Annotated in this window: 13 protein-coding genes and 1 pseudogene; 3 read left to right on the forward strand and 11 right to left on the reverse strand. The window is 36.8% G+C overall.

Translation table 11 applies throughout. The features are described from left to right. Positions 1 to 402 precede the first annotated feature (402 nt). Together V7127_RS15050 and V7127_RS15055 are read left to right on the forward strand one after the other, a co-directional pair. Positions 403 to 783 carry a hypothetical protein gene (locus tag V7127_RS15050; protein ID WP_335345341.1) on the forward strand — a complete coding sequence of 127 codons (381 nt, stop codon included), beginning with the start codon at positions 403 to 405 and terminating at the stop codon, positions 781 to 783. Between the two features lie 3 nt (positions 784 to 786). Beyond that, positions 787 to 1,257: a hypothetical protein gene (locus V7127_RS15055; RefSeq protein ID WP_335345342.1), complete on the forward strand. Its 471-nt coding sequence runs from the start codon at positions 787 to 789 to the stop codon at positions 1,255 to 1,257. Between the two features lie 41 nt (positions 1,258 to 1,298). Here V7127_RS15055 and phoU read toward each other — a convergent pair whose 3' ends face one another. From phoU to V7127_RS15105, 10 genes and pseudogenes are all read right to left on the reverse strand, one after another. Continuing rightward, entirely contained in the window at positions 1,299 to 1,955 is a 657-nt protein-coding gene (phoU, locus tag V7127_RS15060) for a phosphate signaling complex protein PhoU (protein WP_335345343.1), read from the reverse strand. A 26-nt stretch (positions 1,956 to 1,981) separates the two neighbouring features. After that, positions 1,982 to 2,782 (reverse strand): phosphate ABC transporter ATP-binding protein PstB, encoded by an 801-nt coding sequence (pstB, locus tag V7127_RS15065; protein ID WP_335345354.1) that lies wholly within the window; start codon positions 2,780 to 2,782, stop codon positions 1,982 to 1,984. Between the two features lie 54 nt (positions 2,783 to 2,836). Continuing rightward, positions 2,837 to 3,715, reverse strand: coding sequence for a phosphate ABC transporter permease PstA (pstA, locus tag V7127_RS15070; RefSeq protein ID WP_335345344.1), 879 nt, complete (start codon positions 3,713 to 3,715; stop codon positions 2,837 to 2,839). Further along, positions 3,715 to 4,623 (reverse strand): phosphate ABC transporter permease subunit PstC, encoded by a 909-nt coding sequence (pstC, locus tag V7127_RS15075; RefSeq protein WP_438824012.1) that lies wholly within the window; start codon positions 4,621 to 4,623, stop codon positions 3,715 to 3,717. Before pstC ends, pstA begins: the two co-directional genes overlap by 1 nt. A 109-nt stretch (positions 4,624 to 4,732) precedes the next feature. Next, positions 4,733 to 5,725: a PstS family phosphate ABC transporter substrate-binding protein gene (locus V7127_RS15080; protein WP_335345345.1), complete on the reverse strand. Its 993-nt coding sequence runs from the start codon at positions 5,723 to 5,725 to the stop codon at positions 4,733 to 4,735. 189 nt (positions 5,726 to 5,914) lie between these two features. After that, entirely contained in the window at positions 5,915 to 8,077 is a 2,163-nt protein-coding gene (locus V7127_RS15085) for a peptidoglycan D,D-transpeptidase FtsI family protein (protein ID WP_335487261.1), read from the reverse strand. 144 nt (positions 8,078 to 8,221) lie between these two features. Continuing rightward, entirely contained in the window at positions 8,222 to 9,439 is a 1,218-nt protein-coding gene (locus tag V7127_RS15090; protein WP_335345347.1) for an MFS transporter, read from the reverse strand. A 111-nt stretch (positions 9,440 to 9,550) separates the two neighbouring features. Then, positions 9,551 to 10,159 carry a superoxide dismutase gene (locus V7127_RS15095; protein ID WP_335353950.1) on the reverse strand — a complete coding sequence of 203 codons (609 nt, stop codon included), beginning with the start codon at positions 10,157 to 10,159 and terminating at the stop codon, positions 9,551 to 9,553. Positions 10,160 to 10,348: 189 nt separating this feature from the next. Further along, on the reverse strand, positions 10,349 to 10,828 hold the full coding sequence (locus tag V7127_RS15100) for a DUF456 domain-containing protein (protein WP_335345349.1): 480 nt from the start codon (positions 10,826 to 10,828) through the stop codon (positions 10,349 to 10,351). A gap of 63 nt (positions 10,829 to 10,891) precedes the next feature. Then, positions 10,892 to 11,572: pseudogene (locus V7127_RS15105) on the reverse strand (Na/Pi cotransporter family protein); the annotation flags it as partial. A 339-nt stretch (positions 11,573 to 11,911) separates the two neighbouring features. Between V7127_RS15105 and V7127_RS15110 the strand changes: the two are divergent. Continuing rightward, the gene (locus V7127_RS15110; RefSeq protein WP_335345350.1) at positions 11,912 to 12,685 is read left to right on the forward strand and encodes a DUF1189 domain-containing protein; all 774 of its coding nucleotides are present in this window, start codon (positions 11,912 to 11,914) and stop codon (positions 12,683 to 12,685) included. Positions 12,686 to 12,724: 39 nt separating this feature from the next. Here V7127_RS15110 and V7127_RS15115 read toward each other — a convergent pair whose 3' ends face one another. Then, positions 12,725 to 14,431 carry a methyl-accepting chemotaxis protein gene (locus tag V7127_RS15115; protein ID WP_335345356.1) on the reverse strand — a complete coding sequence of 569 codons (1,707 nt, stop codon included), beginning with the start codon at positions 14,429 to 14,431 and terminating at the stop codon, positions 12,725 to 12,727. Between the last annotated feature and the right edge of the window lie 63 nt (positions 14,432 to 14,494).

Below are 14,494 nucleotides of genomic sequence, written 5' to 3' on the forward strand. Positions count from 1 at the left end.
GCCTTTACGGGCTGTTGATTCCCCACTTAGAAATTTTTGTTTTACTCTACTTCTTGAAGTGGGGGGTCTTACAGCCCGTTAATCTGCGAGAAAACAATATATATGAGTAATAGAGTAAATTTATTCCTTATTTCTATATGTTATCACTGAAAACTCACTCTCACAATGAACGGAAATTGTCGTAATTTGCGTTTTGTTTCTATACTTGCATTTGCTAACTAAGAAAAATTTTTCCTTCCTATCTTTTACAAGAAAGTTGGATTTTTTCGACAAAAACTCTTTTATAAAACCGAATAAAATCCGACAAAAAAACTTTAATCTTTGTTCACATAAACAATCCAAATCGAAATTTGTCACTATAAATGATAAAATATTGGCAGAACAAAAATTGAGGTGACTTATTTGGAATATTTAATGATTGGCTTGCTCGCCTTTGCTGTCATTCTGCTAATATGTTCAGTCTTTATGAAGGATCCGTATAAGATTATTCGTGAAGAGATAGATCAGCTATCCATGCAGCAAATTCAAGATATGTATATCATTAAGAAAAAATTAAAGGTTCTTGAGGAAGAACTGCTTGTTAACGATATTGAATTTCAACCGGTTTCTACTATACGTCCTCCTTTGCTATCAAATGAGAAGAAGGAAATCCATGATATTATCAAGAATCAGGTGTGGTCCTTAGTTCAGCAGGGGCTAACAGTAGATCAAATTGCAAGGCAATCATCCTTAACACCAGGTGAAGTTGAATCAATCCTAGCAGAAAAGATCGGAAGAGGATAAGACATGAACAAAAGGAATACACGTGCCTTTGCATTTGGAATACTCGTTGCTGTTTGTATTATTGGCTCATTTTATTTTTCGGCTTTGAAAAAAGAGAAACCGGAAGAATTAACGATTGAAAATGCGAAGACCTTATTAGCTGATCATGAATATATTATTTTAACAAAAGATAGGTTTCAGGCAATTGAAAATGCAAATAAAGAAGAAGGTAAGGAGACCGAATCACCAAAACAGCCTTCTTCACCTTCAGAATCCACTGAATCAGTTACGGCTTACACGTTAGAAATAATAGGTGGAATGGTTTCACATGACATTGCTGCAATGCTCGAAAAAGAAAAGATTATTGATGATGCGGCTCAGTTTGAAACATACCTTGAGGAGAATGGCTATAGTAAGAGAATACAGCTTGGATCGTTTGAAGTAAAAGCTGGTATGAGCTATAAACAAATAGCAAAAATAATAACAAAAAGCTAAAGAGGCTGAGAACCAGCTTCTTTAGCTTTTTTGTCATTCTATTAATTTAAGTCATACTGCCTTCCTTTAACAAGGTATAAAATACTTTCAGCAATATTAGTGATATGGTCTGCGGATCTTTCGAGAAATCTGCAAATAAAGGAAAGCTGCAAAATTTGCGGCAAAAATTCCGGCTTTTGCATATTAATTTGCATTAAATCCCTGATTGTCTGCCCATATAAATCATCAACCTTATCATCCATCTCTGCTAACTGTTTTGCTTTTACAATGTCTTCATCATTGAAAGCCTCTAAAGATAATTTCAACATCTCTAAAGTAATTTTGTGCATTTCTTTAATATGAACAATAGGCTTTACTAACGGCTCCGAGCCAATTCTAATCGTAGACTTTGCAATATTTACTGCGAAATCAGCAATTCTTTCAATATTTGTTGCAATTTTTATAGCGACAATAATGCGGCGGAGATCAATGGCTACTGGCTGCTGTCTCGCAATTAATAATATCGCAAAATCATTTATATCTTCATACATAAGATTCGCATTAGCATCATTATCAATGATTTCAAGAGCCATCTCAAGATCTTGGCTTTCTAGAGCGATAATGGATTTGGTCAGCGCGTCTTCGGCAAAGTTGCCAATTTCTAATAATTTTCCTTGTAATTCTTTTAGATCAACATCAAATTTTTCACGAACTGACATAACTGGTTATCTCCCCTTACATTCAATTAGCCGAATCTTCCTGTAATATAATCCTCTGTTCGTTTATCTGAAGGTGTTGAGAATATTTTATTTGTTTCCGCGAACTCAATTACTTCACCGTTTAGGAAGAAAGCCGTTTTATCAGAAATACGTGCTGCCTGCTGCATATTATGAGTAACGATTATGATACTGAATTCCTTCTTTAATTCCTGTACTAATTCTTCTACCTTCAATGTAGAGATCGGATCAAGTGCTGACGTTGGTTCATCCATTAATATAACATCAGGCTCAATGGCTAAACAGCGAGCAATGCAAAGACGCTGTTGCTGACCCCCTGAAAGCCCGTAAGCATTTTGATGTAATCGGTCTTTTACTTCATCCCATATGGCAGCACCTTTTAAACTTTTCTCTACAATTTGATCGAGGATTTTTTTGTCACGAATGCCATGAATTTTCGGTCCATAGGCTACGTTCTCATAAATGGATTTAGGAAAAGGGTTCGGTTTTTGAAACACCATTCCAACCTTCGTACGTAATTCTTCTACCCCATAAGACTTATCAAAAATATTTCTGCCCCTGTACGAAATTATACCTGATGTTTTTACAATTGGCACTAGTTCAATCATTCGGTTCAACGTTTTAATATACGTAGATTTTCCACATCCAGATGGACCAATAATGGCTGTCACTTCATTTTCATATATATCTAAATTAATATTTTTCAACGCATGGTTTTCTCCGTACCATAAATTAAGCTGATCGGTTTTATAGACTATATTTTTTGATGTTATATCCGTAACAGTATCTTGGCCTTGAACAAGACGCATTTTTTGCTTTTCTAATGTTGCATTCATATTGAGTTCCCCCTTCATCCACTTCCATTAATATCGTTTTGAGAATTTATTCCGAATTAATACAGCAATTGAATTCATGATTATTAACATCACGAGCAGGACAATAATTCCTGCAGCAGCTAACGATTGAAATTCAGCCTGTGGTCTCCCCGTCCAGTTATAAATTTGCATTGGCAAAACAGTGAACATATCGAAAACAGACTTTGGCAGGAATGCAAGGAACAATGGCAATCCAAGTACAACAAGTGGAGCCGTTTCCCCTATTGCTCTAGACAATGCAAGAATCCCGCCTGTTAATATTCCGGGAACAGCTGCTGGCAAGACTACATGAACAATCGTTTGCCACTTTGTCGCACCCATCCCAAAAGAAGCTTCTCTTAATTCTTTTGGAACAGATCTTATCGCTTCCTGGGATGCTACAATTATGATAGGAAGAACTAACAAGCTCATCGTTAATCCAGCAGCTAGAACACTCGTTCCGAGTGCAAGTGCACGAACAAATACAGTAAGCCCCAATAAGCCAAAAACAATCGATGGGACGCCAGCAAGGTTTGAGATGTTGATTTGAATAAAACGTGTAAAGCGATTTTTCTTCGCATATTCTTCTAAATAAATAGCTGTTCCAACACCTAACAATAATGATACAGGCGCTACAACACCCATAAGCCACACTGTACCAATCAATGCTGTTTTAACACCCGCCAGTTCAGGCTTTCGTGATGGAAGACTTTGCAAAAACTGAAAATCAAGATAAGCGATTCCTTGAGTGAGTATCCGATATAATAATATTCCTAAAACAAGTAAGCCAAACATCGTTGCCATCAAAAATAAAGTTTTAAAGAGAATATTTGTTAATAATCTTGCTTTCATATGTTTAATAACTGTTGAATGTTCAATGATTTTCATTAGTATTCCTCCCTAAAACGACGAGAGATAAATTGGGCAAATAAGTTCATCAATAATGTAAACAGGAATAGTGTAAATCCTACAGCATAAATACTATAATAAATTGTCGTTCCATATCCTGCATCACCTTGGCTAACTTGAACGATATAGGCAGTCATCGTTTGGATCGAACTTGTTACATCCCAATTCATATTTGGAGTGGATCCGCCTGCAACGGCTACGATCATTGTTTCTCCAATGGCCCGCGAAACTGCGAGGACAATCGAAGCAATAATCCCTGAAATAGCTGCTGGCAGCACAACTTTTAAGGATACTTCCAGTTTTGTTGAACCTAATGCGAGTGCTCCCTCACGCATTGAATTAGGTACAGAAGACATCGCATCTTCAGATAGAGATGCAATCATCGGAGTGATCATGATCCCGATTACAATACCTGGGCTTAATGCATTAAATATTTCAAGGGAAGGAATCATCTCTCTTAAGATTGGTGTAACGAACGTTAAGGCAAAAAAACCATAAACAATCGTTGGAATTCCTGCTAATACTTCTAATATCGGTTTAATGATTCTGCGAGTTTTGTCTGATGCATACTCACTCAAAAAAATCGCTGTTGCTAATCCAATAGGGACAGCTACAATTGCAGCAATAATGGTTACCTTTAACGTGCCTATAACGAGTGGCAGTACGCCAAATGACCCCTGCGTTGGCGAGAATGGATACCATTTTTTCGCAGTAATGTATTCTATAATGGAAACTTTACTAAAGAAAGTGAATGTTTCAAATATCAATGTAAACACGATTCCAAGAGTTGTTAATACAGAAACTACAGCTGTTAATAACAAAACAAACGGCACTACCTTTTCAACTGAAGAGCTGGCACTTTTCTTTTGTTTTTTTGCTTGAATCATTTCCTGTACAGAAAATGATGAATTTTGTATTGCCAAAGTGAAAACCCCTTCCATCCACAACAAGATGAGAAGCACAATAATCGCGCTTCCCATCATAAAGTTTTATTGATTACTTAAGACCTTCTACAGTTTCTAAAGCCTTTGTATATTCTTCATCCTTTAATTTTACATAACCTACATCTTCAGATAGCACTGCAGCATTTTCAAGTGTAAATTTTACAAATTCATAAACTTCTTCTTTTTTCACTGATTCGTTCTTAACATAAGTGAAAAGCGGACGTGATAATGGGGCATATTCTCCACTTTCAACTGTTTCGTTTGTTGGTTCTACAGGACCGTTCCCGCCATCAATAGGGACTACTTTCAATGCATCTTTGTTTTCAGCATAATAAGCATATCCGAAATAGCCAATTGCATTCTTATCGCCTTTAACCCCTTGTACAAGAACATTGTCATCTTCAGAAAGTGTTGCTTTTTCCACAATTGGTGCCTCTTCTAGAATCACTTCATCAAAGTAATCGAATGTACCAGAATCAGTACCTGGTGAATAAAATTTAATTTCTTCTTCAGGCCATCCTTCACGGATATCAGACCATTTTTTTACTGTTCCATCTTCTAACCACATTTTCTTTAATTCATCTACTGTTAAATGATCAACCCAAGTGTTGTCTTTGTTCACAACAACTGATAGACCATCATTTGCTAATTTTAATTCTGTATAAGCGATTCCTTTTTCTTCAAGCTGAGCTTTTTCTTCATCTTTAATTGGGCGAGATGCATTACTGAAATCTGTAGTTCCAGCAATAAATGCTTTAAATCCGCCACCTGTACCAGAGGAAGCAACAGAAACTTTTACTCCAGGTTGTTCCATTCCAAACTCTTCAACGACAGCTTCCATGATTGGAAATACTGTAGATGATCCGTCAATATTAATTTCACCTTGAAGTTGCTTATTTTCTTCACCAGCTTGTTCTGTCTTATTTCCTTCAGTTCCAGCTTGAGAACCGTTAGTTGTTCCCTCATCTGCTGTACCACAAGCTGCTGTGAATGCCAGCACTGCCCCAATCATTACTGATAGTGATAAGTACTTAAAGCTTTTCATTTCTTTATTCCCCCTAAGTGTTTTGTATCATTATGTCCTACATGTATTAGAATAATGTATGACTGTAAATACGGTTTTAACGGATTGTAAAGGTTATGTAAATCGATATAAATGATGTGTAAATTTGTCGAGAAATGAGGACAGAAAAAAAGTCTGCCACGACTATGGTGACAGGCTCTATCTAATCCCTTATTCAGTTTCTTCGACTTCTGTTTCTTCACTATTTTCTATATCTTGAGCGTCATTCTCGACAATATTCCCCATTTGCCTCTGTTTCTTTAATTCGAAATAGGTGTCCATGACTCTTTGACCGATGATTAAATTTGCAGAGTGACCTCGGCCTCCTTGGTATGCCCATGGAACGATAACAGCCATTGCAACTTCAGGATTATCTTCAGGTGCATATCCAACAAGACTTAAGTTTATTACTTCAGGTGGTTCTTTACCAAACTTTTTACGTTCAGGTCCGTCATAGAAGGCTTCTGCTGTACCAGTCTTCCCTGCTGGATTATAGCTTTTCTGGCCGAAATAGCCGTATGCAGTTCCGCCTTGCTCTTGATAAACCTTCTTGAATCCTAGTTGGACACGGTCAAACCATTCTGGTTCAGCATCTACATAATTAAGTACTTTAGGCTGAATTTCTTGGACAATTGGCCCTAACTCATTGTTTTCCAGTAGAGGCTCACGAATCTCCCTGACAATATGGGGTTCCATGCGATTTCCTCCATTTGCAATGGTAGAGACATATTGTGCTAATTGCATATTAGAGTACGTATCAAACTGACCGATCGAAAAATCGAGTAAAAGTCCAGATGTTTTTCCGTAAATACCTTTAAAACCTAGCGTCTCGTTTGGGAGATCAATCCCTGTACGTACTCCTAAACCAAATTGCGCAAAAGAATCCCGAAACGTTGCAAAGCCTTTATCTAATTCTAACGGAAGTGGTCCATTAGGAATGTAGTTCCCTTTACCGATTCTGATTGCGGTATAAAACATATAAACGTTGGAAGAATATTTGAGTGCATTTATATCATTCATCGTTCCAAGGTTTTTCCATGATTTCTTTGGAGGCGTTCTACTAATTAGTATGGGAGCATCATAAAAAGATGTATTAGGCCTAATAACACCTGTTTGATATCCTGTAAGGATCGTTGCCCCCTTAATAGTTGAACCAACGTTATAACTTGATGCTATATTTCCTAGTGCATCATCCTGCATCTCGCTCTTGCCCGTTATCTCATCCTTAACAATTCTCTTTCCGGCCATTGTCATTATTTCACCCGTATGTGGATCCATCAAGACAACATAAGCTCTGTCAAGCAAAGCAGTTCCGGGCTTTGCTTTCGCAGCCTGCAATTCTTCTTCGATGATCTTTTCGATCGCAACTTGAAGATCCATATCAATGCTAAGGACGAGATCCATTCCTCTTTTACCCTCTGTAATTGGGATTGTCTCAAGAACATTCCCTGCCTTATCAGTGACATTTTTCACCTTAGCCTTTTGACCGTGCAGCACATCTTCATATTGCATTTCAATATAACTCTTTCCTACACGATCATTACGGCTATAATCTCTTGCTAAATAATAGTCAAGCTGCTCAGCTGGCAAACCTTCATCAGAATCCGTTATTTTTCCAAGGACCGACCTCAAGGTTGAACCAAAGGCATAAGCTCTTTCCCAATCCGTCGTCGTATCTACGCCTGGGAGAAGCTGAAGATTTTCACTGACAACAGCAAACTCCTCTGGTGTTACATCTTTATTCTTAACAATTTGTGGTGTTAATGCATACCCGCTTGTAAAATCCCTATAGATCGCAAGAATCTCTAAATCCTTATCAGTGAGTTCGTTTAACTCTTCATCCGTAACACGATCTACCGTCAGACGATAAATCTCCTTATCAAGTTCCTTGCCTTCAAATTTTTCTTTTAATTTATCAATTTCCTTTTCCGGTACTTTTTTATCAGCTCGGTCTTTATTTTTGAGAATCCAATAGTCCTTTTTATCTCTAACCTGCACTTTATCCGTATTTTTTTCGATAAGTTTAGCAAGTCTCTCTGCCACATCTAGCATCTCCGCTTGCTTTGCCCCGCGATTTGTATACGTAATGGCATTTTGCGGTGTATTATCTACAATAACCTTGCCTGTCCGATCAAACATCTTCCCCCTGGGTACTGGGTTATTAACCGTAACGTCCTCTGTCCGCTCAATTTCCCGCCTATAATCATCACCATACACAATTTGCACAAAGCCTAGTCGAAGGACTAGAACAGAAAATAATAAAAACACAATAAAAAATAAAATGTTCAGCCTGACGGGAACATGAGATTTTTTCTTCCTTTTCTTTTTATTCAATTTATATAGACACTTCCTTTTGTAACAAACTTTCTATTTCACTAATCCCATTCTATAAGAAATCAGTAAATTTTTCTAGGAAGAACATACGGAAAGCTGATGCAATATTTGTTAATAGGAAAAAGGGAAGAGCATGCTCTTCCCTTATGCAGATTGAAGCTGTATTTTTCTGATGAAGAAAAATATAATAGAGTGACCAGCACCAAGAAATAGCAGAAGGATTGGAATGCTTTTTTCCTCATTGAAAAAGGTGACTGCTCCCAGAAAGCACAGGATTGAGAATATCCTGCCCAAATTCACGAAAATTTCCCTTACAACAATATATTCGATTCTCATTTCAGCAGCCTTCCATCCTTTTCCAATCACATCATACGTCATTGAAATATATGGAACGAGCAGAAGAGGATAGGCTATTGCAATGGTGGCTGCATAGATGAGAAGTTTGGAGTAGCTGATATCAAAGATAATCAGGAATATCGCCAAATACAATATTATACCGCCTACTAAGATAGCCCTTTTACGGTACTGTTTTTTTAGGAGCCTTGAAACAAAATAGTACGCAATAAATGAAACTCCTGAGTTGACAAGTCCATATGCCCCTAAGGCAAGTTCACTGCCTGTTGATATAAAGACAAAAACCGATATGACAAATGCAAATGTACCTTCACGCAGCCCTTGAAAGAAGTGAGCGTTCGTGATTAGCTGCCAATTCTTATTATTTTTTCGTTCTGCTAATATTCTTCTAAAATAATACTTTCCTTTTGCCGGCCTTCTTTTTATAAAAAAGCTTAAAAACACGGCCAATGAAAAAAGAGCTAAAGATGTACCGAAGATGATTGTATATCCCGTAAATTTTTCTAACTTAGAAATAATTAAGCCTGCAGCTATTGGACCAATCATTCCTCCAACAGAAGACAAAATCCCAAGAAAGCCGTTAAAAAAATCACGATTTTCCGGTTCGGTAATTTCAAAAGTTAAAACATTAAATGCAAGCCAATAAAAACCATATCCAATACCAAGCAATGCACCGAGAAGCAGCAAAAACTTTGATGCTTGTGTTCCTATTATTAAAACCGTTAAATAAAAGGCAGCTAAAAAAATAACGCCAATCCGGAGAACAATTACGCGATCAACTTTCTTTGCCCACCTGCCTGCCAAAATAAACGTTAACGGCTGAATGACAACAACGGTAAGATTATACAAACCTAAATCCTTAAAATCACCTGACTGCTTCCAAAGATAAATATTCACAAACGTATTAGACAGAGCCACACTTAAAGAATATAGGCCCCCGATAATAAGCAGCAACCCCAAATCCTTCGTTAAATCAACTTCACCGATCAACTTTTTAACCTTACTCATAAAAAAACTCCCCTTTGTGTCTAAAGGGTAGTTTCTAACTAAGCAGTTCCTCTTATACCAACTTAATAAAAAACACGGCAAGGATATCCCTGCCGTGTAATTAAATGTGTATTATTTTGCTGCAGTAAAGCGTTTTGAAACCTCATCCCAGTTTACAACATTCCAGAATGCACCGATGTAATCCGGACGACGGTTTTGATAATTTAAATAGTAAGCATGCTCCCAAACATCTAAACCAAGAATAGGAGTTTTGCCTTCCATTAATGGAGAATCTTGATTTGGTGTGCTTGTTACTTCAAGCTCGCCATTATTTACTGAAAGCCATGCCCAGCCAGAACCAAAACGTGTAGTAGCAGCTTTAGCAAATTCTTCTTTAAAGCTTTCGAAGCTTCCAAATTTACCGTTAATAGCGTCAGCTAATTCTCCTGTTGGCTCACCGCCGCCATTTGGAGAAATTACTTGCCAGAATAAAGAGTGGTTTGCATGTCCGCCGCCGTTATTACGTACTGCAGTACGTGCAGCCTCTGGAACAGCATCTAAGTTTGCAATCACTTCTTCAACTGATTTAGAAAGAAGCTCTTCATTTCCTTCTAAAGCGTTATTTAGGTTTGTTACATATGTGTTATGGTGCTTAGTGTGGTGAATATTCATCGTTTCTTTGTCGATATTCGGTTCTAAAGCATCATAAGCATAAGGTAATTGTGGTAATTCAAATGCCATTATTAATTCCTCCTATGTACATATAATTTTCCACTCAAACAATTCTAGATTTCTTGCAATTCTGAAATTAGAATCATTCTTTATGGTTACACTTTAAGATTACCAAAGTTAGATAATCGTTTCAATTAAAATGCTTCTCCACTCATATACATTTCCCAATAAAATTTATAATATTCCTAAAAGAATAGGTTATATGACCATTATGAAATAAATAACCATTACCGCTTGTATAATCCCCTTTGTCACAACACTGCTTATAAAGCCTATAACAGAGCCAAAGCCTATCTTAACAGCTTCCTTCCATTCTTTCTTGTTAACGGCTAGCTCAGCAAGGATAGCCCCTAAAAAAGGGCCGATTATGATACCGAACACTGGAATAACAAATGGGCCAACGATAATTCCGATTGTACTGCCCCAAATCCCAGCTTTCGAGCCCCCATATTTTTTTACCCCAATCATATTGGCTAAATAATCTGCTCCAAATAATAAAATGACAAAAAGACCTTGAATCACCCAAAAAAGCCAGTTAAACGGTTCAAAAGAAAATAAAAAACCATATAAGAAAAACCCTCCTAAGATAAAAAGAACGCTTGGAATAATCGGGTAAACGAGGCCAATAAAGGCGATGACGAATAATAAAATAATTAAGGTCCAATTCAGATACTCCATATAAGGCAAAGCACCTCCGAATAATAAAAGGTAAGGAGTGTTCTCCCTACCCTATATTATAGACTAATCATCTTCCCCTAAAATAGCTTCAGCGATATTTACAGCATGGTCGCCAATTCTCTCAAGATTACTTATAATTTCAACATACACGATTCCAGCTTGAGCAGAGCATAATCCCTCATTTACGCGAAGAATATGCTGTCTGTGAAGCTTTCTTACTATATTATCAATCTCTTCTTCTTTTTGTACAACATGAATGGCTGCTTCCTTATCATTATGATCTAAAGCATCTATTGACTCGGAAACTGTTGAAATGGTTAACATAAACATTTCATTTAAGTCAGACATCGCTGAATCTGACAATAAGATTTTATTTGCTTGCTGGTAATCAATTAACTCGATAATATTTTCGTAATGATCACCGATACCCTTAATATCTCTTACTGTATCCATTAGCATTCTGTGCTCTTTAGATTCATGATCAGACAGTGAGCTTGTTGCCAGTTCTACTAAATAATCAGTTATTTTTCGATCTAGTTTATTAATTGCTTCCTCAATCCGCATCGCTTTAGCGGAATGCTTTTGATTCTTTGTTTTTATGTATTCATGGGTTTCTTCTAAACCTTTTATAGAAAAATGGCCCATTCGCAAAACTTCTTCTTTTGCTTGTCCAAGTGCAATCGATGGTGACTGCTCAATAAAAACCGGATCAAGATGGTTGGCTTTATATTCAATGACTGAATCTGCTGAAGATTTCTTCAGCCCGCCCCTCATAAATATTATTACAAATAAAAATATCACTAACCCGCCTAATAATTCAAAAAGTGTCTGCGGAATATTCAGTTCCACTTTCCCCAACCCCAGATCGTAAAATTCGACAATTCTCAACAAACTCCATACAATTATTAATTGAATATTTTTAGATGTAAAGGAAACTCAAACTAAATTTACAATACCTTAACAAATCAGCTTAATATTACAATTGTATTACGGTTTTCGGAAAATTAATTATATATTTAAAGCTTGTACAGATGATTTTAGCAAGTTAAAATTATATGATGAACTTTTCTAAGGGTGGTCTAAATGAATATTTTCAAACAATTATTTAAAAGTCTTTATTCTCCAAGGGACATTTCCATGTTTCGATTTCAGGGGATTGGAAAAACGATCCTGTATGTTTTTTTTCTTGCCCTAATTTCTATCCTTCCATCCGTTTACTTTTTAAGTTCCGGACTGGTAAATGGAGTCAGTGAAGTAGAAAAAAGCCTTGGTTCTGAACTGCCTCCATTTCATATTGAAAATGGAGAGCTTCATTCTGATACAAAAGCCCCTGTTATTCTCAACAAAGAGAACATTACGATTATTTTCGATTCGACCGGCACGGTAGACACGGATGAATTAAACAATAGCAAAAATACGATTGCCATTCTAAAAAATGATGCGTATTTTATCGCTGGAGGGCAGGTTCAATCATTGCCGTACTCCATGTTTAGTGATATTTCGATTACAAATAATGATTTGCTTGAGATTCTGGCTACTGTTAACTCCTCACTTGCGATCATTATTCCGTTATTAGGAGTGATTATTCTTATTTTTGCAAGCGGGGCGAAATTTATCGAGGTTTCTTTCCTTGCCTTACTTGGTTTGCTCTTGAAAAAAATGCTTAATAGAAATATTCAATATCGTCATACTTGGCGACTAGCCGCCTATAGTGTCACACTGCCAACTATCTTTTTTACAATTATGGATAGTCTTCAGACGGAGGTACCAAATGGAGCTCTGCTTAATTGGCTTGTTGCGTATATCATTCTGTTCCTAACTATTAAAGAAATCCCCCTGCCAAAAGCAAAAAAATAAAACGTGCAATAAGCGCGTTTTATTTTTTTTCCTTTTTTATTAGCGAACACCTTGTGAATATCGAAATTCTGCATTTAGCTCGGCTAGTGATTGAGAGAGTTCCTTCAGTTTTTCGCCTGATTCATGGTTCTTCTTCATTTTGATCATTTGTTTTTGAGATGCTTCAACAACCTGCTCTGCGCTTGCAAAGGTTTCCTGTGAGACTGAGACAAAGTTTTCAGTTACAGATTCCATCTTAGGAAGAGTATCATTCAGTCCAACTAATTCACCCTGTGCATGACGAATCATTTCACTTACTGCGGCAATTTCGAGCATTAACAAATCAAAGGATTTTCTGCTGACCGATGCCGTTTCAAGATGTGATTGAAAATGAACAAGCATTTCTTCGAATTCATTCGAAGCCTTCAGAGAGATTAGCTCCATTTTTTCAATGGTATGCTTTATTTCCTCTGTGGCTTGCGAAGATTGCTCTGCTAAATTCCTTACTTCATTAGCAACTACCGCAAAGCCGCTACCCGCTTCTCCTGCCCGCGCTGCTTCTATGGCGGCATTTAATGCCAAAAGCTTAGTTTGTCCCGCCATCTGCTGGATAAACGTAACAATTTCAGCTATTGATGCTGAATGTTCCTTCACCTCCTGAACGGTAGCGGAAACGGTTTTGAATTCATCGCTCAAGTGATTAAACGCTTGAATAAGATTCTCGACACTCAATTCTCCATCATGAGCTGATTCATTCATGGATTGTGTTTTATTCATGATTTCCTTCATTTGTTCAAAAATATTATTAATAGCATCTCTCATACTTTGAAACATTTGGATACTATTATCTGAACTGCTGGCCGTTTGTTCAGCACCCAATTTCACAATTTGAATCGCCCTCATCAACTGCTCGTTTTCCACCATTACCTCACCAGATATTTGTTGCAGATCTCCGCCTGTTTCTGATAAATCCCTAGTAGTGGCCGTTATTTTATATAAAAGCGAGCTCATTTGTTTAATCATCGCATCGAAGCTTTTGATAAGAGAGGTAATTTCCGGTGTTGTTGTGTTTGCCTTCACTCGAACATCTAAATTTCCATTCCGTGCTTCCTTCATAACCTCTCTCAGCCTTGATAATGGACTTGTTAAATTTCTTACTAATAAAATAACAATAACTGAGGTAATAGAAAGACTTATGATGACTGCAATTATTATGTATTTGGCCATTTCATTCACTTCTTTTAAATATTGACTTTGCGGGATAGCAATGACATAAATTCCTTTTAGCTCCTGAACGGACTGAAATGAAATAGTGTAATCGTCTCCGTCAATATTTTGATGAATGAGTCCATTTTGTTTTTTCATTATTTTATCAATGGTTGATTGGGAAAATTTGATCTTCGTATTTTTACTAATTTGGAATGGAGTGGCTCCTTTTTCATTAACTAAGAAAAAGCTCCCGCTTAGCCCATCTTGTGCAAGCCCAGCATCCTGGCTTTTTATCACCTGATTCATTTTTTTATTAAACTTGTCTTCATTGCCTACATAGATAAGCATGAGATTTTGAGATAAATCATAAATCGATTTTACTTCTTTAATCAATCTCTGTTCAATTAAATTTACTGCCGTATCCTTTGATTTTCCGTAAGAGATATATGCTATAGATGAAACGGTCAATAGGAGCAAACCTAAGATGAGAACAAGCAGTCTTGTTTGCAGAGTAATTTTTGCTAATAATGTTCGTGTTGCAGCTTGAATCTTCCCCACTAACAAATAATTTCCCCCTTCCAAAATCAATTTCATTATGGCAGAGAAGTATTAAGAAATTGT

This window comes from Bacillus sp. JJ1773 (genome assembly GCF_036962035.1).
Classification (GTDB): Bacteria; Bacillota; Bacilli; order Bacillales; family Cytobacillaceae; genus Cytobacillus.